The sequence below is a fragment of the Nocardia aobensis NBRC 100429 genome (assembly GCF_000308375.1).
In the GTDB taxonomy this organism is placed as follows: domain Bacteria; phylum Actinomycetota; class Actinomycetes; order Mycobacteriales; family Mycobacteriaceae; genus Nocardia; species Nocardia aobensis.
The window spans coordinates 1-21525 of record NZ_BAFQ01000157.1; the positions used below are offsets into that span (position 1 = coordinate 1).

Sequence of the window (21525 nt, forward strand, 5' to 3'; positions counted from 1 at the left end):
CGAAACAGGCCGCGTCCCTGGACCGGCTCAGCGCGGGCCGATTCCGCCTCGGCATCGGAATCGGCTGGTCCGAGGACGAGTTCGACGCGCTGGGCATCCCCTTCGCGGGGCGAGCCGCACGCACCGCCGACTACGTCCACGCCATCCGAACCCTGTGGCGCGACGACCCGGCGACCTACACCTCCGAACACGTCTCCTTCCGCACCATCCGCGTCAACCCGAAACCCACGCAAACCCACCTGCCGATCCTCGTCGGCGGAAACAGCGACCGCGCACTGCGGCGAGTGGCCGCCTGGGGAGACGGCTGGTACGGCTTCAATCTCGACACCGTGTCGACAGTCCGCGACCGCCTCCGCCTCCTGACCCGGTTCTGCGTCGACGTCGGCCGCGACATCGCCGAACTGCACCTGGCCGTGGCACTACGCGACCCGACCCGCGCGGACGTCGCCGAACTGGGCGACCTCGGCGTCGCCGAACTCGTTCTGGTGGATACCCCGCCGGAGAGCCCGGACGAGTGCATCGATTGGGTAGACGGGCTCGCGGACCGCTGGATCACCTGATCGCGCCGGATCACCGAACCCGGCAAACGGCTTCACCGGCCGCGCCCGGATCCATGTCACGATGGCTGGTATGACCCGGTCGCCGGAAGATTCGCCCGCGCGCACGATCTTGGCGGCGCCGGCGTGGCGGCCCAGTCGGCGGGCTCCGCTGTTGTGGGCGGCCGGGCCGGCGATTTTCTGGGCGTTCGTGCTGGTGGGCGGGCTCGTGTGGGTGGTGCTGGACGGTTCGCATCGGGGGTGGGCGCTGGCTCTGGTGGCGGCGACGGTGGTTTCGGCGGGCTTCAGCGTGGTGGTCGTGCCGATGTGGCGGTATGCCGTGCATCGGTGGGAGGTGACCGAGAGCGCGGTGTATACGCGGACGGGCTGGTTCAACCAGGAGAGCCGGGTCGCGCCGATTACGCGGGTGCAGACGGTGGATACGCATCGCGGGCCGTTGGAGCGGATGTTCGGGTTGGCGACGGTCACGGTGACCACGGCGTCGTCGGCGGGCGCGGTGCGGATCGCGGCGCTGGATCTGGAGGTGGCCGAGCGGACGGTGAATCGGCTGACCGATATCGCGGCGATTCATCGGGAGGATGCGACGTGAGCGATTCGCCGGTGGGCGTGGCGGCCGACGATTGGCGACGGCTGGATATGCGGATGCTGCTCGTGCATCCGGTGCGGGAATTGTTCAAATACATTCCGGTGCTGCTGGGCGCGGTGATCGTGGGAACCCAGAGCGGCGGGCCGGCGTGGAGTCCGGTGGCGGTGGCGACGGTGATCGTGGCGTTCGCGTTGACGCGGTGGTTCACCACCAGTTACCGGGTCGGCGCCGATACCGTGGAGCTGCGCCGGGGCCTGCTGCAGCGGCGGACCTTGACGGTGCCGCGGTCGCGGATTCGGTCGGTGGACGTGCATGCGGACCTGATGCATCGGCTGCTCGGGTTGGTGGTGCTGGTCATCGGTACCGGACAGCATGCCGATCGGGAGAAGCGTTTTCATCTCGACGGGGTGGATGCGCGGCAGGTGCCCGAGCTGCGGGCATTGCTGTTGCGGCCGGCCGAGAACACGCAGCCCGACCCAGGCCATCCGACGCGAACCGACCAGGTCCACAACGGGATCGGTTCCGGACGGGCCGCACTGCAGCGAGCCTTGAACGGCGGCGAATCCGGCGCGCTCGCGGACGACGCGATCGAGATCGGCCATTGGCGGCCGCGCTGGGTCCGCTACGCTCCGCTGTCGCTGACCGGCCTGGCCATCGTCGGACCCGTGATCGGCCTGGCCGCGAAGGTCGGCGTCGCCGATGTGCTGGTGCATTCCGAAGCCGTGCAGGACCTCACCGAGCACAGTGCGGTGTTCATCGCCCTCGCCGTGACGGGTGCGGTCGTGGTGCTGCTGGTGATCGCGGCCATTGCCGCGTGCATCCGATATCTCACAACGTATTTCGGTCTGCGGGTGCTCGACGACGGCACAGCGCTGCATATCCGCAGCGGCCTGTTCACCACCCGCCAGACCACGCTCGATCTCTCGCGACTGCGCGGTGCGACCGTCAAGGAACCTCTGCTCCTCCGGCTGGCCGGCGGCGCCGAACTCGAAGCGATCATGACCGGCACCAGCCCGCGCCAGAAGTTGCTCCCCCAGGCCCCGCGCGCCGCCGTCGACCGCACCCTGGCCCAGCTTCTCACCAGCCGTTCTCGCCGCAGAACCGCTGCGATCAACCACGCTGCGCCACAACAACTCTGGGACGACCCCGCAACCGCCGCTGCTCCCGCCTCGGTAGCACTCGAACAGCACGGCCCGCGGGCGCGACGACGGCGATACACCCGCGCCTTCATTCCGGTGTGGATTCTTCTCGCCGCCTTGGCCGCGATACTCCTTGCCGGACTGGATGTTCCACCGTGGGCATGGATCGTTCCGGCGATCGCCGCGCTCACGGCGGCAGCCCTCGCACACGATCGATATCGCGGATTGGGGCATGCGGTGATCCCGTCGGACGGTGAGCGTCCGGTCTGGCTGATCACGCGGCGCGGGGCGCTCGACCGCGACCGTGACTGCCTGGAGGCGCCGGGCGTGATCGGGTGGACCGTCCGGCAGACCTTTTTCCAGCGGCGGGCGGGGCTGGCGACAGTGATCGCGGCCAGTGCGGCGGGGAAGAAGAAATACAGCATCGTGGATCTGCCCATCGAACGGGCATGGGCGCTGATCGACCAGGTGACGCCCGGGATCCTGCATGTAACCGACAGTTCTCCGATGCGAACGCTGATCTGACCCCGGAATCGGGCCCATATCTGCAAGTATGTTTCGCATAAGTGAGCACAGATTCGCTCACCGTGATACAACTCACCCAGTGGTGTGAAAGGTGAGCTTTTATGGATCCGACAGTGAAGCAGCGCGCAGCTTTGGGCCTGATCTGCGATACGTTCACTCCGGGCGACGGGCTGAGTCTGCCGTCGGCGACAGAGCTCGGCTCCGTGGCGACGGTCTTCGACATCCTGAGCCGCAACCCTCGCCCCGCCGAGAGCAAACAGCTCGCCACCCTGCTCGATCTGTGGGATTCCCGATTGGCGGGGTTGCTGCTCGGCAACCGTGGCCGGCGCTTCTCGTCGCTGACCGCCGACGAGCGCGAGCGCACCCTCCTGCGCCTCGGCGATTCCCGAATCGCGGTGAAGCGCACCGTGTTCCAGGCGCTCAAGCAGGCCGCTCTGCTGTCCTACAACGTCACCCCCGGCCCCACCGGCAGCCACCCGCTGTGGAAGGCCATCGACTATCCGGGCCCGCCCGGCGTCCTCGCCTCGGCTTCGGCCCCCGCCTTGTCCGTGCTGCGTCCGACCGAACCGACCGCGTTGACTTGCGATGTGGTCATCGTCGGCTCCGGGGCGGGCGGTGGCACCGCCGCCGCCGTACTCGCCGAGGCGGGTCTCGACGTGATCGTGCTCGAACGCGGAAACTATTACGACGACCGGGATTTCGGCGCCGGCGAACTCGACGCCCTGCTCAACCTCTACGCCCCCGGCCCGCCCGCCACCAGTGAAGGTCAGATCACCCTCGTCGCGGGCACCTGCCTGGGCGGCGGCACGGTGGTCAACTGGAGCACATCGCTGCGCACCCCGGACGAGGTGCGCGCCGAATGGGCCGGACTCGGTGCGACCCAGTTCGCGCAGGACGAATACACCGCCGCCCTCGACGCGGTGACCGGGCGTCTCGGCGTCAACGATCGCCACTCCCCGCTCTCGGCGCGCGACAGCGTGCTGGAACGCGGCGCCACCGCTCTGGGCTGGCATATCGACACCCTGCCCCGCAATGTCGGCGACGCCTGCGATGCCGGCGTCGAATGCGGCCGCTGCCCCTACGGCTGCCGCGTCGGCGCCAAACAGTCGGTCACCAAGACCTGGCTCGCCGATGCCGCGGCACACGGCGCGCGGTTCGTGGTCGACGCGAATGTGCGGCGCATCCTCGTGAACAACGGTCGCGCCGAAGGCGTTTCGGCCGTCGGCTCGAACGGCGCCCCGATCGAGGTGCGGGCCCGCGCGGTGGTCGTGGCCGCGGGCGCGGTGCAGACCCCGGCGCTGCTGAAGCGATCGGGCCTGCGCAACAAGAACATCGGCAACTATCTGCGACTGCATCCCGCCGCGGCGGTCTTCGGCGTCTTCGACGACCCGATCCGGCCGTGGGAGGGCGGTATGCAGGCGCGGATCAGCCGTCAGCACCGCGATCTGGACGGCAACGGTTACGGCGTCATCTACGAGACCGGTCCCATCCATCCCGGTATGGGCGTCGGCTTCATGAACTGGCGCGGCGCCGCGGCCTACCGGGCGAATCTGCTGGAGTTGAACAGGTCGGTGGCGCTGGGAGTGATCACCCGCGACCGCGACCACGGCAGTGTCGGCGTCGACAAGAACGGCGAACCGGTGGTTTCCTACCGGCTCTCGGAGCACGATCGCGGCCATCTGCACACCGGAATCACCGGCGCCGCGCAGATTCTCGAGGCCGCCGGGGCACGCCGCATCTATTCCGGACAGCAGGCCGGCCCCGCCTACGAGCCCGGCCGCACCGGATCGCACGCCGAATTCGCCGCCGCCTGCGCCGCCGCCGGTTACGAGCCCGGACAGTGCGCGATGGGCGCGCTGCACATCATGGGTTCGGCGCGGATGGGCGGTGCACCGGACATGTCGGCGGTCGACCCCGACGGCGCCACCTGGGATGTGCAGAACATCGTCGTCGCCGACGCGTCCTGCTTCCCCACCGCCTCCGGAGTGAATCCGATGGTCTCGATCGAGGCGATCGCCTACATGAACGCGAAACGCCTTGCGGCGCGGCTGCACTGAGCGTGGTCAGAGCCCTCGAATGCCGTCCAGCAGCGCCTGCAGCAGCCCGACGTCGGATGCCTCGTCCTGACGGGGCTGGCGGTATTCGAGGCGGCCGTCGTCGATCAGATCGCCGACGAGCACCTTCGTCATGGTCAGCGGAAGTTCCAGCCGCGCGGCGACTTCCGCGACCGACTGCGGTGTGCGGCACAGCTCAACGATGGCGGCGTACTCGGGTTCGTGGCGGCGCAGCGCCGCGCCCCGGCCGATATCGACGATCAGGGTCAGCATATCCAGTTCCGGCCGGTTGCTGCGGCCACGCCCCTGCGTGACCGCGTACAACCGGACCAGTGGTCCGGCCTCGTCGTCGAACCAGGCGTCACCGTCGTTCACGGTGACTCATCGTCGGTCGACGGCGAGATGTGAACCGACCCGCTGCACGGTCTGGTTCATCGCGTACGCGACCATGCCCAGGTCGGCGTTGTCCGCGGCCAGCAGGCCCAAGCACGCGTTGTCACCCGCGGCGGTGATGAACAGCACCGCCCGGTCGAGTTCCACCATGGTCTGGCAGACACCGCCCGCGTCGAAATGATGTCCGGCGCTGCGGGCCAGGCTGTGCAGCGCGGAAGCCATCGCGCAGAACCGCTCGGCATCGGAGTTCTCCAGCTCCGAGGAGTTGCCCAGCAGCAGTCCGTCGGTGGACAGCAATACCGCGTAGCGGACCCCGGTGAGACCCTTCACCAGATCGTCGAGCAGCCAGCCGACGTCACTTCGGTTGGGATTAGCCATCTTCACCCTCGTCTGTGTCGAAATGGGATGCCGTGGAGCCGGTTTCGGCAGCGGGTCGGCGGCCCTGCCGGGTGCCCTGCTCGACGGCGCTGATCAGGTTGCGAGCTTGGTCGGCGGTGCGTCGCCGAACGGTATTCGTACCGGCCGCGGGCGTCTCGTCGCGATCGGCCGAGCGCACCCGGCGCGGCAGCGGCGGGCGGCCCTCCCCGGCCCGGACCACGCCCGGGCTGGTCACCGGCGCGCCGAACACTCCGGTCGCGGGGGCGGACTCGATACGCTCCGAGGCCGAGGTGAACCAGGCCGAGCGGCGTGAGCCGAGGTCCGGATCCGCGGCGGGGGGCGTCTCGACGTCGGTCGCCGGCGGAACATCCTCGGCGACAATCACTTCCGCACGGGCGGCGGACGCATCGGTCACCGGCCCCAGCACGGCGAACTCCCCGGTGGCGGGTCCCGGATCCTCGAAGTCCGTACCGTTCACCTCACCGGCTTCCAGCACCGGCGTGCCGATGAGCACCACCGCGCGCACGCCGCCGTACACCGATTCGCGCAACTTCACCGAAATACCGTGCCGGTTGGCCAGTTTCGCGACCACGAACAGGCCGAGCCGGGTGTCGGTGGACAGTGCCGCCACACTGAATTCCGGTGGGTGCGACAGCATTTCGTTGCGCCGGTCGAGTTCGTCGGCGGTCATACCAAGACCCTGGTCGACGATCTCCACCGCGACACCGCGTCCCACTACGGCGGCGTGCACCTCCACCCGCGCCTGCGGCGGCGAATACGAGGTGGCGTTGTCCATCAGCTCGGCCAGCAGGTGGATCAGGTCGGCGACCGCGGTGCCCATCACCCGGGTGCGCGGAATACGGCCGATGCGAATCCTGGTGTAGTCCAGACTTTCCGCGACCGCACCGCGAATCACCTCGATCAGCGGAACCGGATTGCGCCAGCGCCGGCCCGGCTGTTTGCCGCCGAGGATGATCAGGTTCTCGGCGTTGCGGCGGGCGCGGGTCGCCAAATGGTCGAGCTGGAACAGCAATTCGAGCTGGTCGGCGTTCTCCTCACGCCGCTCGGCCTGGTCCAGCAGAGCCAGCTGGCGATGTACCAGCGCCTGGCTGCGATGGGCGATATCCAGGAAGATCGTGTTGATACCGGCGCGGGTATTCGATTCCGCGACCGCGGCCGACACCGCCGCCACCTGCGCCCGGTTGAACGCCTGCGCGACCTGGCCGAGTTCGTCGGAACCGAAGTCCAGCCGCGACACCTCCGTCGGGGCATCCACCGTCTCACCGGCCGATACCCGGCGCATGATGTCGGGCAGCCGCTCATCGGCCAATTCCAGTGTGTCGCGGCGCAATCGGCGCATCCGGCCGATGAACCGGTTCGCCAGCACCAGCGAGGCGAGGAAGGCCAGAATCGACACCAGCAACACCGCACCACCGCCGGCCAGCGATCCGATGGCGGTGCGGTCACCCTGATCCCGCGCCTCGGCGTGCGCGTCCCGGCTCTTGTCCTGCCACAGCGTCAGCAGTCCGGAGCCGAGCTGGTCCGAGCTGTCCTGCCAGGCCTGCACGGTCATCGGCAGCGGTTTCGCGGATTGCCGGCTCGAGCGCGACCGCGTGGTATCGCCGGTCCGCGTGGTCGGCTCGGAATCGTCGGTGGCCGCCATCGGACCGCGCGCGGCTACCGCGTCGGCCATCTCGTTCATCTGGGCCCACGCCGGGCTGTCCACGATCGCCTGGAGCTGATCCGCGCGTTCTCCCTTCAGCACCGACCGCGAATAGGCGATCTGGCCGCGGAATTCACCCAGGAAGTTGGTGTACTGGGTCCACTGCGCGGGCGTCGAAGTACCTGTCACCAGGAATAATTCACCGAGTGCGGTGGCTTCGGACAGCGCCTCCGCGGCGCGCATCACCTCGACGGCGTAGCCGAGCTGGACGGCGATGCCGGCATCCGGCGCGACCCGGGCAGCCAGCATCGAGGCATCGATGATCGCCGCGGTGAAACGGCTGAACAGCCCGAAGACCTGATCGGCCGGCGCCTGGCCGGAATCGATGCCGCGCCGCACCAGCGGCAACTGCGCGAGCAGCTGACCGTAGGCGGCGATATCGGCTGCGGAGTTGTCCGGATTCATCTTCTGCGCCTCGTCGCCCTTGGCGGTGAGGGCGGCCAGCGCCGCATCCGAGCGCTGCCGCGCGGCCGCCAATTGTGCTGCGGCGCCGGGATCGCCCGCCAGTTGCAGCATCGAGAGCCGGCGCTCCTCACCGAAGGTCTCCATGATGGCGACCGCGGGAGCGGCGGTGCTGCTGGCCAATTCGGCCCACTGCCGGGCATCGCGGCCCGACCGCACCAGATACGACGCCGCGCCCACACCGATGGCGAGCAGCGTCACGCTGGAGATCAGCACGATGGCGAGCAGGCGCACACGCACGCTGACCCGCCCGCGCACACCCCGGCTCATCAGGCCGAGCCAGCGCGAATCCTTCGTGTTCACAGGCAATCCAGGAAGCTTCGACCACTCAACCACGGGTGATCTTCCTGTTGTCGGGCGACGTCCGCGCGCATTCGGATCTCGGCGCACCCGAGCCAACCGGCCAGCTGAGCAACCGGCCCCCACTTCCTAACCACACCACCCGCCGGGCGGCAGAACCACAGATAACGCCTGAGAGACTAACCGACCCTCCGGCCCGCTACAGCCGTTCGCCGATATCTCTTTCCGGCAAGACCTTCCGGACGACCGGCACCGGTTCAGAGTGTGGCGGGAGTGACTTTCGGACGCAGGAACGCCCGCCGGAACAGATACAAACCCACCGGCACGATGCCGCAGGCCAGCAGCAGCGGCGAGGTCCAGGAGTCGGTCAGCAGCACATCGCCGCCGGGCCCGGTGGTGGAGCAGATCAGGAAGCCGAACAGCCACGCGATCACCGGCAGGCCCATCGCGGCCGGGCGCGACACGACCACACCCATCCCGCGCACCAGCAGCACGTTCACCACCGCGGCGACGAGGGCTGCGATCGGGAAGGGCGTGGCGCCGATGTAGAGCGGCAGATACAGCACCTCGAGCACCACCGAGAGCAGCCCGTCGAACACCAGGACCGCGGCCAGCACGCCGCCGAGCACCGGCCAGGCATACTTCGACCCGCCGGGCACATAGGCGGTCCGGCTGGTCGTCGCGGCCGTCACGGTACCGGCGGGAAGCCGAGCAGGGTCAACAGATGACTCTGCATATCGACGAATCCGTAGAGCACCGACAGGTACAGATCGTGCTGCGCCTGCCAGTTCGGCTTCTGGCTCTCGACGAACGCGACGATGGCGTCCTGCAGGCTCCAGTTGTACATGCCCAGCAGTCTAAGCCGACCCACCCATGATTCGACCAGCCCGAGTGCCGGCTGCCGCGGTCAATCGAGTCCGGCGAACAGATCGTCCTCGTGTCCGTCCGGGCCCACCGGCCCGGTACGCCCGCGCACCAGCACGTAATGCTCCTCCGGCAGTACCGGCTGGGCGATGTTGTTCGACAGCGCGAATTCGCGGCCCGACGGCGCGACGGTGACCTGGGTGGCATGTGCGCGCAGGGCGGCGCGTTTGGCCGCCAGCACGGCCGAGACGTCGATCGTGGTGGTCACCGTCTCACTCGCCACACACGCCAGCTCGCCGACCGCCGGCAGCCGCCAACCGCTCGGCAGCGCCCCGGGCAGGCGGTCGACGGTGCGGCGGGCCAAGGCCTCGGTATGCCGACGCAGTACGTCGGCATCGGTCACCGTCCAGTACACCTTCGGTGTGTCCCAACCCTTTTCGGCCGCCGCGGCCACCGCGTCCATGGTGACCCGATGGGCGCGCACATGGTCCGGATGGCCGTAGCCGCCGCGCGGGTCGTAGCCGACCACCACGCGCGGGCGCAGCCGCAGCAGCACCTCGCTCAACTCCGCCACCGCGGCGGGGCCGGAATCGACGAAGGCACGCGGATGCGTCGGCACCATGGGCTGGGGATCCGCGGTCGTCCCGCTCATCCCGGAATCGCGCCAGCGGCCCGCCCCGCCGAGAAAATGCGGCGCGTCGACACCGAGGGCGGCCAGTGCGGCGGTCAGCTCGTGGATGCGAAACCCGCCCAGCTGATCGGCGTGGGCGCTGGTCAGCTGCTGCCACTGCTCCCCGATGACCTCGCCCTCCTCACCGAGCGTGCAGGTCACCACGGTCACCGGAACCCCGCGGGCCCGGTAGTGCGCGATGGTGCCGCCGGTGGTGATCGACTCGTCGTCGGGATGGGCGTGTACCAGAACCAGACCGCCGGTTCCGGTCACGACAGCCGCCGCCAGGTACTCGCACCGCCGAAGATCCCGACCTGGATCGAACCGCTCAGCGAGACCCCGTCCATCCGCGAACTCGCCGCGGCGACACCGGTGTCCTGCACGATCGGCAACACCGTGGCCAGATCCCACAGCCTCGGCTCCGCGTCACCGATCGCCTTGGGCACATCCACACCGCGCAGCGCCGCATCGATCTGCGGTTGCAGCGACGGATCGCAGATCCCCGACACATTGCTCGGCGCCTTGCGGATGGCATCGATCTGCGACGTGTCCTGCTGACCGGGCGCGGCCACCGGTGGGCAGCCGTAGCGCGAGGACAGGATCGTCGCCGGATCCTCTCCGGCCCGCTCCCAGCCGACCACCGCGTCGACGGTGCCGTCCGCCAGATCCTTGCCGTAGAGCTCGTCGGCGGGCAGGCTGCGCACCGACGCATCGATTCCGGCGCTGCGCAGCTGGTCGGCGGCGGTATTCGCGACCGCCAGCGTGGTCGGATCCTTGTCCACCGCGCCGATCCGGATCGTCAGGGTCCGGCCGTTCTTGGCGACCGGGCGCGGCTGCGGCGCCGGCGACGTCGTCGGATTGCCCGATGCGGGAGTCTCGGGCGCACGGCCGAATCCGGCCTCGGCCAGCAGCCCGAACGCCTGATCGGGAGACGGCCGCGGCGGCGCCGTCGGCGCATACCCCGGATCCGAGGGGGCCAGGATCTGCGCCCGCACCGGATCCACCCACGCACCCGTCTCGGCGCCGACCGAGGCCAGCAACGCCGGATCGAGCAGACCCAGCACCGCGTGGCGCACGCGCGGATCGGACAGATCCCCGTTCCGCCCGTTCAGCACCAGCTGCATTTCCCGCGCCTGCGGCATGATCGCGGTCCGCACCTGCGGGATCGCCGCCAGCTGCGCCTGCGTCGCGACACCGCCATGCACCAGCGCCATCTGCGCGTCACCCGCGCGCAGCGATTCGGCCAGCTGCGCCGGAGTGCCGCCACGCCGCAACAGAATCTGATCCGGCACCGCCGGAGTACCCCAGTAGCGGTCGTTGCGTTCGAGCAGGATCTCCTCGCGGCCCGCATCGGCCTGCTTCACCCGGAACTGCCCGCCGGAAATCGGATTCTGATCGATCAGGCCACGCTCCACGGCGAGCGCCCGCTGAAATCCACCGGGCGCGTCCTTCAGCAGATGCGACGGCAGCAGATCCGAAAACAGTTGCCGCCAAGCCGGATACGGCTGACTCATCGTCACCGTGACCGTCTTGCCGCCCTCCGAGGACTTCACATCGTTGATCAACCGGTAACCCGCCGGATCCACCACCCCGGGCTGGCTGATCATCTGCTGCCACAGATACCGGAAATCCTCGGCCGCGATCGGCGCACCGTCCGACCACGACGCCTGATTCTGAATCTTGTAGGTCAGCGTGAACAGATCCGGCTGCGACGGATCGGACGGCGTCACATCCGCCGACACCATCAACGCCGCATCCGGAAGCCAATCCGTACCCCCCGGCACCGTCGGCGACGGGACCGGACGAAACGGACTCGGAAACACCAGCGAGGCAACGGCATTCGTCGCCGGCGACTGATTCGACCGCAGATGCGGATTGAATCCGATCCCGATATCGTCCACCGCCACCACCACCGTGGACTTCGTCGGCGTCGCCGGAGTCGTCTTCGGACTGTCGGTGCTCTCGATCGGCGGCGGCGGATTGGCGGTGCACGCGGTGAGCACCCCGAGCGCCAGCATCAGCACCAAGACCACGCGCCGCCCTGCACGCATTCGAACTCCCGACATCACGGCTCGTACTCTAATGTTCTTGGCCTCCGCTTCGCTTCGGCGGGGTTTCGGCCCCTTGGGCCTCGATTTTTCCCTCCTCCGCTCCTCCGCTTCGCTCCCCCGCTCCGTCAGTCCACAATCGAGGCGGGCCGAGACCCACCATGGTGTACGGCTCGTAGATGTATGCCTGGTCGGTCTACTGGTGATCGCGGGCCTGCGCATTTCACAGAGGTGCGCATCTCGGAAGAGCTCCCCCGCGGAACGACAGAGGCTCACGTCTTCCGGACGTGAGCCTCCGAGTTTCTCAGCGGTGTGTGCCCTACGCGTTCTGGGCGGCGCGGTCGCGGGCCTTGCGGCGGGACGCCTCGCGGCCGCGCTCGGTGGCACCGAGAATCACCTTGCGCACGCGCACGATCTCGGGGGTCACCTCGACGCACTCGTCGGCGGCACAGAACTCCATCGCGCCTTCGAGATCCAGCTGCAGCGGCTTGGCCAGCGTTTCGAGCACGTCGCCGGTGGCCGAACGCATATTGGTCAGCTTCTTCTCGCGGGTGACGTTGATGTCGAGGTCCTCGGCGCGCGGATTGATGCCCACCACGTGGCCCTCGTAGGTGTCGGCGCCCGGCTCCACGAAGAACTGGCCCCGGTCGGCGAGCTGAATCATCGCGAACGGGGTCACCGTGCCGGCACGGTCGGACACCAGCGAACCGGTGTGGCGGGCGCGAATCTCACCGGCCCAGGGCGCGTAACCGTCGAAGACCGCGTTGGCGATACCCGTGCCGCGCGTCTCGGTGAGGAAGTCGGTGCGGAAACCGATCAGACCGCGCGAGGGGACGATGAACTCCATGCGCACCCACCCGGCGGAGTGGTTGCTCATCTGAACCATCTTGCCCTTGCGGGCGGCCAGCAGCTGCGTCACCGCACCCAGGTACTCGTCCGGGCAGTCGATGGTCAGCTCTTCGAACGGCTCGTGCACCTTGCCGTCGACCTGCTTGGTGACCACCTGCGGCTTGCCGACGGTCAGCTCGAAACCTTCGCGTCGCATCTGCTCGACCAGGATCGCCAGCGCCAGCTCACCACGGCCCTGAACCTCCCAGGCATCCGGGCGGCCGATGTCGAGCACCCGCAGCGACACGTTGCCGACCAGTTCCTGATCCAGGCGCGACTTCACCATGCGGGCGGTCAGCTTGTGGCCCTGCACCCGGCCGACCAGCGGCGAGGTGTTGGTGCCGATCGTCACCGAGATGGCCGGCTCGTCGACGGTGATCCGCGGCAGCGCCACCGGGTTGTCCACATCGGCGAGCGTGTCGCCGATCATGATCTCCGGAATGCCGGCGACGGCGACGATATCGCCGGCCACGGCCTCCTCACCCGGCTTGCGCTCGACGCCGATCGTCTGCAGCAGCTCGGTGATCTTCACGGTCTTGACGCCGTCGCCGTGCATCCACGCGACGTTCTGGCCCTTGTGCAGGGTGCCGTTGTGAATGCGGACCAAGCCGATCCGGCCGAGGAACGGGGAGGCGTCCAGGTTGGTGACGTGCGCCTGCAGCGGCGCGGACGGGTCACCCTTCGGCGCGGGCACGTACTTCAGCAGCACCTCGAAGAGCTCGTCGAGGTTCTCCGCGTCGGGCGCGCTGCCGTTCTCGGGACGCTGGGTGGACGCCTTGCCCTCGCGGCCGGAGGCGTAGAGCACCGGCAGGTCCAGCGCCAGCTCGGCCGCCTCGGACGCTTCGTCGTCGAGGTCGGAGGCCAGATCCAGCAGCAGGTCGTGGCTCTCCTCGACGACCTCCTCGATCCGGGCGTCGGGGCGGTCGGTCTTGTTCACGACCAGGATCACCGGCAGCGACGCGGCCAGCGCCTTGCGCAGCACGAACCGGGTCTGCGGCAGCGGGCCCTCGGAGGCGTCGACCAGCAGCACGACACCGTCGACCATGGACAGACCGCGCTCGACCTCACCACCGAAATCGGCGTGGCCGGGGGTGTCGATGACGTTGATCACAGTGACGCTGCCGTCGCCGTGATGACGATGCACCGCGGTGTTCTTGGCGAGAATGGTGATGCCCTTCTCGCGCTCCAGATCACCGGAGTCCATCACCCGGTCGACCGGCTCGGCACGCTCGGCGAAGGCACCGGACTGCCGCAACATGGCATCGACCAGCGTCGTCTTGCCGTGGTCGACATGAGCCACAATGGCGACATTGCGGAACTCGACAGACGACACGTTGAATCCTCCTGCTGAATGAATGGGTTGCGGCCGACCCGCGCCGTAGCGGGTCCGAACAAGGCAGGCGCCTGAAGGCTCACCGGACATGCGGCCAGGTACACAGTACCGAAACACGCCTCGGCCGCCGTTTCCGGCATCATGGTTGGTTACCCTGGGCCGCATGGGCAAGGTGAAGGCCAAGGAGGTCGCACACCTCAAAGCGAAGAAGAAGTGCTGCCGTAAGAAGAAGCGCTGTCTGAAATGCCCTGTCGTGGTCTCGAAAATGAAGAAGTGTCAGGCCGCGGGGGTCAAGGGCAAAGATCTCAAAAAGGCTCTCAAACTCGCGCGTGCGGCCTGAGCCGCGACCGCTGGGGTAGAACCGAGAGTATGAGTACCCCATTGCTCTCCGACAGCGAGATCGCCACTGGGTTGCGCGAACTACCCGCCTGGACCCACACCGGCAGCAGCATCTCTCGAACCGTCGAGGCTCCGTCGTTCCTGGCCGGCATCGAACTGGTGCGACGGGTGGCCGACTCCGCCGAGAAGGTCAACCACCACCCCGACATCGATATCCGGTGGCGGCGAGTCACCTTCACCCTCTCCACCCATTCCGAGGGCGGCATCACCCGCAAGGACCTCGCGCTGGCCGGCCAGATCGACCGTCTCGCCGACCAGAGCTGAACGGCCTAACCCGCCCGGACCGAACCCGCCGCGACCGCGGGCGCCGACACCGGTGTGCCCGGCCGGCCGCGCTGTGCACCGGCCCAGATGATCCAGAGGTAGGTCGCCACCACGCCGAAGACGTAGATCGCCCCCAGCCAGGCGAGAACGGCCGGGCGGGAGATCTCCCAGATCGTCGGCTGGAAGAAGGTCAGGATCCACGGAATCCCGGCCAGCGTGGTCACCAACCAGAACCCGGCCACCACCCGCGCCCCCGCGATCGAACGCAGCGGACCGTGCATTAGCCACATCATCAGCGGCAGCAGCCACACCCAGTGGTGCGACCACGAGATCGGCGACACCATCAAACCGAACAGCTGCACCACCAGTAGCACGCCGAGCCGGTCGTCGAAAGCGACCGCGCGCCAAGCGAACCAGGCCAGTACGGCGGTCAGCAGCACCGCGCCCAACCACCACGGCCCGAACGGGACGCGATGCCCCGCCAGATACCAGGGCGCCCCCGCGTCGTGGCCGAGAATGCGGCTCAACGCCCCGCGCAGCGACTGGTTGACCACCGAACCCACGGGGCCGATGCGATTCGCGTCACCGATCAGCGGCCCGAAATAGGTACGGGTCTCCGACGACGAAATCAGAAAACTCAGTCCGATCGTCGCCGCGAACACCACCGCCGACCACACCGCGGCCGCCCACCGCCGCTGCGCCAGGAAATACAGGCCGGTCACCCCCGGGGTCAGTTTGACCCCCGCCCCCACACCCACCAGCAGCCCCGACAGCCACCAACGCGTGGAATACGCCGCCGCCAGCCCCGCCAGCAGCAGGAATACATTCACCTGCCCGTAATCGAGCGTCGTCCGCGTCGGCTCCAACCACAGGCCCAGCGCGGTCCACAGCATCGCCGGCGCCCGCCGATTCGGCTCCGCCACCGCACCGGGCAACAGCGCGAAGGCAATCCGCACGGAGGCGTAGAGCGCGACCACGATCAACCCGAACCACAGCAGCGTCACCAGCCCGAACGGCAGGAAATGCAGCGGATAGAACACCACCGCGGCAAACGGCGGATAGGTGAACGGCAGTGGGAAATCGGGAGTCTTGTCGGCATAGACGAAGTCGTAGAGATGCCCACTGCCCAAATTGGCCGCGCCCTCGACGTATACGCGCAGATCGACCACATCGAGGCCGTGCGGGAGCACGAACATCAGCACCAGACGGGCCACGACCGAAACGGCCAGAACAGCCCCGGCCACGCGGATGTCGGCCAAACGGAGGTGTCGGGTCACGGGCTGTAATTCTGCCTTCGCTTCGCTCCGGCGGGGTTTCGGCCCCCTGGGCCTCGATTTTTCCCTCTCCGCTCAGTCCCAAATCGAGGCGGGCCGAAACCGACCGTATGCCCCGCCCGTGTACGCGTCCTCTTTGCCGACTCGCCTTAGGTAACAAGGGCATCACTGTTCACTTGCGTAACACTGCATTGGGATTATGGTCTGATAACGCGCCGGGGCGGGTGATCGGAATTGCCGAGCGGTGCAGGCAAGATCACACCCATGGCTGTACAACACGGCGGCACTGTCTTTAGAGTGTCGCGAAGCGATGCCCCCATCGCGCGATGTTCTCGCATCGCATGACGAGGTAACCCCGAGGTTAAGGACGGCAACACCAGTGCTTCGCACCAGAGGAACGCGGTTCGCATTGTCCGTGCTGGCCCTGACAGCCGGCGCGACACTCGCCGCGTCGACGATCGCGGTTGCCGAACCGGCACCCAAGCCCCAGGCCGCCGATGTTCCGCTGGTCCCGGAGGGCGTTCCGGTCGATGCGATCGCGTCGCTGGCTCCGGCCATCGTCGGCGCCGCCGCCCAGGCGGGCAACATCGCCTCGCCGGGCGCTCAGACCATCCTCGATCAGGCGATCCAGCTGCTCGATAGGGCCGGCCTGCCGCCGCAGGTCAAGCAGACGCTGGAGGCCATCGTCGCCTTCCTCGACGGCAGCGGTGGCGGCGGCCCGGACATCCCGAAGAACGGTCCGGCCATCGCGCAGTTCCTGTATCCGACCATCGGTAAGAACTGCATCGGCCCCGGTTCCGACTCCGTCGGCACCGCGCTCGCTGTTCCGGGGCCGGCCGAACTGCCCCCGCCCGGACCGGCTGCCGGCCAGGCCGGCTTCGTCTTCACCGCGCTGGGCACCAAAGGCCTGACGCCGCAGCAGAATCCGCCGATGACCGTCCAGTGGTACAACCTGGACAACCACCGCGGCGGCACCGTGGCGCTGACCGACGAGGCGCATATCAATCCGGACGGTCCGGCCACCCTGTCGGCCATCGTGGACACCGGCCCGGGTCGCGTGATCTCCGTGGTCGCGGGTTCCCTGACCACCCAGCCGGCTGCCGATCAGGCGCCGATCACCTGCTCGTTCCTGCCCACGCTGGGTCTGTTCACCGTCGCCTCGGGCCCCTCCCAGGCCGCGGCTCCGGTGAATCCGGCCGGCACCGTGCCCGCCGCACACGTGGTGCAGCAGCCCGACGCGGTACGCCCGCAGCACTGAATTTCAGGCTCTCGACGGCCCGGAGATGTCGCTGAGACGACACTCCGGGCCGTTTGCTGTCAATGCGCCATGGGATGCCGCGGACTGTGGTAGACCGCTAGATATGTCGACTGTCGATCAGCTCGAACGGTCTGCACCCACCACCTCGGACACCGGCGCGGCGCCCCGCGTCCGGCGCGGTAAAGCCGGGCATTCGGTGATGTCGCGACGGTCCTACCGATCGGTGTTGTCCACCCGATCGCATCGCTCGATCCTGTCGTTCCGGTCCGAACGGTCGATCCTCTCGATCGGCTCTGCCTACTCCGTCCTCTCGATCGGCAGCGTCGGATCGGTGCTGTCGGTCGGTTCCGTCGGCTCGTTCTTCAGCCTCGGCTCGGCGTTCTCGGGCCTGTCGCGTTGGTCGCTGCTGTCGTGGATGGGCGTGCGCGACGCACCCGAGGCGCGGCCGACGCTCACGGTCGTCGCGGACGAACCCGATCTCGTCGCCGACCCCACCTGCCACTGCCAGACGTAGGTAACTGCGGATTCACCACTGCCCGTACTGAGCGGTGAGGATGTTGTTCACATCCACCCCCACGCCGTCGACCGTGCGATCGTCGATTTCGATCTGGTGCAGGTTCGCCGCCGGATGCACGAAGCCCTTCGGCGTGCCCCAATTGTGTTGCCAGTACCAGGAACCGAGGCCGGCGACCTTGGCCAGTTCGATGGTCGGCGCATTGGCGTAGACGCCGACGTTCTCGTTGCCGAGCACCGATTCCCAGCCCGCGAGGTAGGGCGCGATGAGGGTCGCGAAATCGACCGGCGTCGGATTGTCGTCGATGGAGGCGTAGATCGGCACCCCGTCCGGCCCACCCGCCTCGCGGTGCAGTTGCAGACCGCGGTCGGCGTGGCGTTTGCCGGCCTCGAGCCCGCCCTTCCAATCCGCGGTGGCGCCCTTGCCGAATTGGTAGCACGACACGACGGTGAGCCCCGCCGCGTGCAGCGCGTCGACCTCGCTCGCGCGCAACGGCTTTCCGGTCATCCACTCCGCGCCCGGGCGCCGGTCGGAGACATAGCGAATCGCACCGGCATGCCCGGCGGCGCGGATGGCCGCCGCGTCGGGCACGCCACCGGCATAGTCGAGCAGGGTGCCGAGGACGTTGCCGGCGGCGGCGGGCGGCGCGAGAACAGCGGGTGTGAGCGCGGCCAGACCGGCGGCGGTCGCGGCGGCACCGGCATATCCGAAGAGGGTGCGGCGGGTCATCGGAACGGAACGCATCGAAAACTCCTTCGCGCTGCAGCGATATAGAGATCTCACCAGATGCCGGCCACCCCGCGGACCGGTGGAATGCAAGCGTGTCCGGCGCGCCTTCCCCGACGACAACAGTGCTGTCATCCACGCGCCGGAAGCCTCGAACGTGGACTCATTTCACCACATGCACATATGAACCGCTAGGCCAATCCGGTCACATCAACACCACAAGTAACAGGTGTCAGGAGGTGGCCGCATCGATGCGGCCGGCGACGTCGATGGTGCGACCCCGGGGGTCGGCCAGTTCGGCGCGAATGACCTGCGCGACCTGCGCGGCGATCTGGCGGCGGATCTTGCCGACCGAGCCCAGCACCTTCGCCCGCCATCCTTCGGCCTGCAGTTCGACGGCGACGTCGGCGCTGTGCGGCGGCGTCACATCTATCACGATGAGCAGCGGTTCGGCGGCCCGCCCGACCAGCAGCAACCCGACCTCCACCTCCGCGCGATAGCGATTCGCCTTGAGCACGTCGACGGTGATGTCGAGCCCGACCGGAATGGTCAGATCGAACGACACCGGATCGTCGCCCTCCCGCCGAGTCAGCCGGGGCATCCGCACGGCCCCCCGCACCTCGACCGTCGCCGCGTCACCGGGCCCGGTACGCAGCGGGCCCACCTCGACCGCGCGGCCGGCCAGCCCCTCCACCACGTCGCGCACCCGATCCGGGGTGACGATCAGCGGGAAGAAACGTCGCCCGAACTCCGCGTATTCGATCCATTCGAAGTCCGTGCGCAGCACATGCTCCGAACGGGTGCCGTTCATGATCGCCTCGATATCGAACACCCGCCCGCGCCGGGCCGCCGGATCGGCGAGCATGGCGTTGAGCCGGCTCGCGACCTCACGCTGGACCAGGGTCGCGATCGGATCGAGCAGGACGTCGACGGCGGCGCCGACCGCCTCCGCCCGGACGGCGAAACTCACATCGCGCGCACGCACCCGCGGAATGTCGATGACGATCAGCAGCGGAGCGGCGGTCCGCGCGTGCAGGGTGAGGTCGATCTCGACGGTGGCCTCGATCCGGAACTGCTGCCCGCCGAGGGTGACCGTGAGGTGCATCGACACCGGCACCCGGACCTCGAAGGTGACGTGCGGTTCACTGCGGGCGATCACCGGCTTGCCGACCTTGCCCTCCGCCACCAGCCCGGCCAGTCCCGCGGGGCCGATCGAGAACGGCCCGATACTCATTCCCCTTCCCGCCATCCCGGACACCGCGGCCTCGATCCGGTCCCGATTGACCGCGTGGACGACGAAACGCTCGCCGAACTCGGCGTAGTCCAGCCATTCGGCCTCGTCGTGCGCGCCCGGCTCTGCCATCTGCTCCCACTCCTCCACCGATCACCTACACACAGATCCCCACCGATCGAGATCGCACGCCACTGGACGAAAACGTTTCACATATGGCCGAACCCGACGATACCGGCAATTCCCGCCGGGTCGTAACGGTGAATGCGCACCGAGCCACGCTCGTTACCGCCGATCGTGGTCATGGTGTGATCACCGGCGGCCAGCACGATATTCGTATGCTGCCCGAACGGACTGCCGGGGGCATAGATCACGACATCGCCCGGGCGCGGCGAATATCCGGAACCCACCGCCGAAAATCGGCCGTTCGCTTCGAAATACTCCTGCAGGGTCGCCACACCGGGAATCCGCCACGATCCGGAATTCGGATTGGACAGCGGCTGCCCGGCCTGACGCATGGTCCAGCTGACGAAATCGGCACACCATGGCTCATCCACGCCCTGTGCGTATTTGGGCCCGTCCCCAGGATGCGAGTATTCCGTGCGCAGCACCGTGACGATGCTGCTCCGATTCGAATCCAGCGCGGTCACATCGACATCCGGGAAATCGTCCAGCCGCTGCCCCACGATGGCGGCCGTGCGATCGTGCCACCAGGGCAGAGCCACCACGACACCCGCTGCCAGCACGCCGATCACCACCAGCGCCGACAGCACTGTCCAGCGCGTGCGCCCGAACCCCCGGGCCTGCGTGGTGCTCATGAATCCCTCCGTCCCCGACCGGAAATCGGCCTCCTGAGATGTAGGACGTGCGAGGGACCGCCATGGTTCCGCCGATGCGCACTCGCCGGTTCCGCTCGTTGCCTGCGCCCGCGCCGCGGGATCGATAGACTGCTCGAACGCCGCCGAGCTCTGGGAGGACATCGCCCTGGATACTCTGTGGACCTTTCTGGTGGACCATCGCAGACAACTGCTCACCGATTCCTATCTGCACGTCTCGGCCGTCGTGCAGTCCGTGCTGATCGCGACCGCGGTGGCGGTGTGCCTGGGCATTGTCGTGTATCGCAGCCCGTGGGGTTCGGCGGCGGCCACCGCGGCGGCGAGCATCATCCTCACCGTGCCGTCGTTCGCGCTGCTGGGACTGCTCATCCCCGTGCTGGGCCTCGGCGTGCGGCCGACGGTCACCGCGCTGGTGCTGTACGCGCTGCTGCCGATTCTGCGCAACACCATCCTCGGGCTGGCATCGGTCGATCCGGCCGTCTCGGATGCCGCGCGCGGGGTCGGCATGAACCGCGCCCGCATCCTGGCCCGGATCGAAATGCCGCTGGCCTGGCCGTCGATTCTGGCCGGAATGCGGATCAGTACCCAGATGAGTATGGGCATTCTGGCGATGGCGGCCTATGCGAAGGGTCCGGGGCTGGGCAATCTGATCTTCACCGGCCTGGCCCGGCTGGGCAGTCCGACCGCCGTCCCGCAGGCGCTGTCCGGCACGGTGCTGATCATCGTGCTGGCGTTGCTGCTCGATGCCGTTCTCGTGGGCGTCGGCCGGCTCACCACCTCGAGGGGAATCCGTGACTGATACCGCGACCGCCGACCGCACCGACCACGAGCCCGCGGAGATCGTGCTCGACGCGGTGACCAAACACTATCCGGGCCAACGTGATCCGGCGGTGGACCGGATTTCGCTGACGATTCCGGCGGGTGACATCGTGGTGTTCGTCGGCCCCTCGGGCTGCGGTAAGACGACCACGATGCGGATGATCAACCGCCTGATCGAGCCGACCTCGGGCACCATCACCATCGCCGGACGTGACGTGACCGCGGTGAACCCGGACCGGCTGCGGCGGCAGATCGGTTATTCGATTCAGCAGGCGGGCCTGTTT

The 21525-nt window shown here is 68.3% G+C and carries 21 protein-coding genes and 1 pseudogene; 10 read left to right on the top strand and 12 right to left on the bottom strand.

What is annotated here, in order from left to right:
- From RJ03_RS20470 to RJ03_RS20485, 4 genes are all read left to right on the top strand, one after another.
- Positions 1–560: TIGR03619 family F420-dependent LLM class oxidoreductase (locus RJ03_RS20470; RefSeq protein WP_036504867.1), on the top strand; the 560-nt coding region annotated here is incomplete at its 5' end.
- Between the two features lie 70 nt (positions 561–630).
- The gene (locus RJ03_RS20475) at positions 631–1146 is read left to right on the top strand and encodes a PH domain-containing protein (RefSeq protein WP_036504869.1); all 516 of its coding nucleotides are present in this window, start codon (positions 631–633) and stop codon (positions 1144–1146) included.
- A gap of 47 nt (positions 1147–1193) precedes the next feature.
- Positions 1194–2807 (top strand): PH domain-containing protein, encoded by a 1614-nt coding sequence (locus RJ03_RS20480; protein WP_051024948.1) that lies wholly within the window; start codon positions 1194–1196, stop codon positions 2805–2807.
- A 101-nt stretch (positions 2808–2908) separates the two neighbouring features.
- Positions 2909–4864, top strand: coding sequence for a GMC family oxidoreductase N-terminal domain-containing protein (locus RJ03_RS20485; protein WP_036504871.1), 1956 nt, complete (start codon positions 2909–2911; stop codon positions 4862–4864).
- 6 nt (positions 4865–4870) lie between these two features.
- Here RJ03_RS20485 and RJ03_RS20490 read toward each other — a convergent pair whose 3' ends face one another.
- The 8 genes from RJ03_RS20490 to typA all read right to left on the bottom strand — a co-directional run bounded on the left by RJ03_RS20490 (position 4871) and on the right by typA (position 13920).
- Positions 4871–5236 carry a DUF742 domain-containing protein gene (locus RJ03_RS20490; RefSeq protein WP_036504873.1) on the bottom strand — a complete coding sequence of 122 codons (366 nt, stop codon included), beginning with the start codon at positions 5234–5236 and terminating at the stop codon, positions 4871–4873.
- Between the two features lie 6 nt (positions 5237–5242).
- Positions 5243–5632: a roadblock/LC7 domain-containing protein gene (locus RJ03_RS20495; protein WP_030514865.1), complete on the bottom strand. Its 390-nt coding sequence runs from the start codon at positions 5630–5632 to the stop codon at positions 5243–5245.
- Positions 5625–8120, bottom strand: coding sequence for a sensor histidine kinase (locus RJ03_RS20500; RefSeq protein WP_245552339.1), 2496 nt, complete (start codon positions 8118–8120; stop codon positions 5625–5627). Before RJ03_RS20500 ends, RJ03_RS20495 begins: the two co-directional genes overlap by 8 nt.
- 254 nt (positions 8121–8374) lie before the next feature.
- On the bottom strand, positions 8375–8809 hold the full coding sequence (locus tag RJ03_RS20505) for a hypothetical protein (protein ID WP_083871212.1): 435 nt from the start codon (positions 8807–8809) through the stop codon (positions 8375–8377).
- Positions 8806–8964 carry a hypothetical protein gene (locus RJ03_RS37805; protein ID WP_167331885.1) on the bottom strand — a complete coding sequence of 53 codons (159 nt, stop codon included), beginning with the start codon at positions 8962–8964 and terminating at the stop codon, positions 8806–8808. The genes RJ03_RS20505 and RJ03_RS37805 overlap by 4 nt, the downstream gene beginning before the upstream one ends.
- Positions 8965–9024: 60 nt before the next feature.
- Positions 9025–9924 carry an N-acetyl-1-D-myo-inositol-2-amino-2-deoxy-alpha-D-glucopyranoside deacetylase gene (gene mshB, locus RJ03_RS20510; RefSeq protein ID WP_232329478.1) on the bottom strand — a complete coding sequence of 300 codons (900 nt, stop codon included), beginning with the start codon at positions 9922–9924 and terminating at the stop codon, positions 9025–9027.
- On the bottom strand, positions 9921–11702 hold the full coding sequence (locus RJ03_RS20515; protein WP_245552340.1) for an ABC transporter family substrate-binding protein: 1782 nt from the start codon (positions 11700–11702) through the stop codon (positions 9921–9923). Before RJ03_RS20515 ends, mshB begins: the two co-directional genes overlap by 4 nt.
- A 316-nt stretch (positions 11703–12018) precedes the next feature.
- A complete protein-coding gene (gene typA, locus RJ03_RS20520; RefSeq protein WP_036504878.1) occupies positions 12019–13920 on the bottom strand; it encodes a translational GTPase TypA in 1902 nt (633 codons plus the stop codon).
- A 163-nt stretch (positions 13921–14083) separates the two neighbouring features.
- Here typA and RJ03_RS37810 point away from each other — a divergent pair, with 163 nt between their 5' ends.
- A complete protein-coding gene (locus RJ03_RS37810; protein ID WP_086007288.1) occupies positions 14084–14260 on the top strand; it encodes a hypothetical protein in 177 nt (58 codons plus the stop codon).
- A 29-nt stretch (positions 14261–14289) separates the two neighbouring features.
- Positions 14290–14583, top strand: coding sequence for a 4a-hydroxytetrahydrobiopterin dehydratase (locus RJ03_RS20525; protein ID WP_036504880.1), 294 nt, complete (start codon positions 14290–14292; stop codon positions 14581–14583).
- A gap of 5 nt (positions 14584–14588) precedes the next feature.
- On the opposite strand, the pseudogene RJ03_RS20530 reads toward RJ03_RS20525, so the two are convergent.
- A pseudogene (locus tag RJ03_RS20530) lies at positions 14589–15881 on the bottom strand (mannosyltransferase); the annotation flags it as partial.
- A 355-nt stretch (positions 15882–16236) separates the two neighbouring features.
- Between RJ03_RS20530 and RJ03_RS20535 the strand changes: the two are divergent.
- Together RJ03_RS20535 and RJ03_RS20540 are read left to right on the top strand one after the other, a co-directional pair.
- Positions 16237–17115: an Rv1157c family protein gene (locus RJ03_RS20535; protein WP_232329476.1), complete on the top strand. Its 879-nt coding sequence runs from the start codon at positions 16237–16239 to the stop codon at positions 17113–17115.
- A gap of 199 nt (positions 17116–17314) precedes the next feature.
- Positions 17315–17629 (top strand): hypothetical protein, encoded by a 315-nt coding sequence (locus RJ03_RS20540; protein WP_036504900.1) that lies wholly within the window; start codon positions 17315–17317, stop codon positions 17627–17629.
- A 12-nt stretch (positions 17630–17641) separates the two neighbouring features.
- Here RJ03_RS20540 and RJ03_RS20545 read toward each other — a convergent pair whose 3' ends face one another.
- The 3 genes from RJ03_RS20545 to RJ03_RS20555 form a co-directional block, all read right to left on the bottom strand.
- Positions 17642–18373 (bottom strand): DUF1906 domain-containing protein, encoded by a 732-nt coding sequence (locus RJ03_RS20545; RefSeq protein ID WP_036504886.1) that lies wholly within the window; start codon positions 18371–18373, stop codon positions 17642–17644.
- 214 nt (positions 18374–18587) lie between these two features.
- Entirely contained in the window at positions 18588–19718 is a 1131-nt protein-coding gene (locus tag RJ03_RS20550) for a hypothetical protein (RefSeq protein ID WP_036504902.1), read from the bottom strand.
- A gap of 77 nt (positions 19719–19795) precedes the next feature.
- Positions 19796–20404, bottom strand: a complete 609-nt coding sequence (locus tag RJ03_RS20555; protein ID WP_051024946.1) for a CHAP domain-containing protein — start codon at positions 20402–20404, stop codon at positions 19796–19798.
- A gap of 166 nt (positions 20405–20570) precedes the next feature.
- Here RJ03_RS20555 and RJ03_RS20560 point away from each other — a divergent pair, with 166 nt between their 5' ends.
- Positions 20571–21221, top strand: a complete 651-nt coding sequence (locus RJ03_RS20560) for an ABC transporter permease (protein WP_083871214.1) — start codon at positions 20571–20573, stop codon at positions 21219–21221.
- On the top strand, positions 21214–21525 hold a 312-nt coding region (locus tag RJ03_RS20565; protein WP_036504888.1), incomplete at its 3' end, for an ATP-binding cassette domain-containing protein. The genes RJ03_RS20560 and RJ03_RS20565, both read left to right, overlap by 8 nt.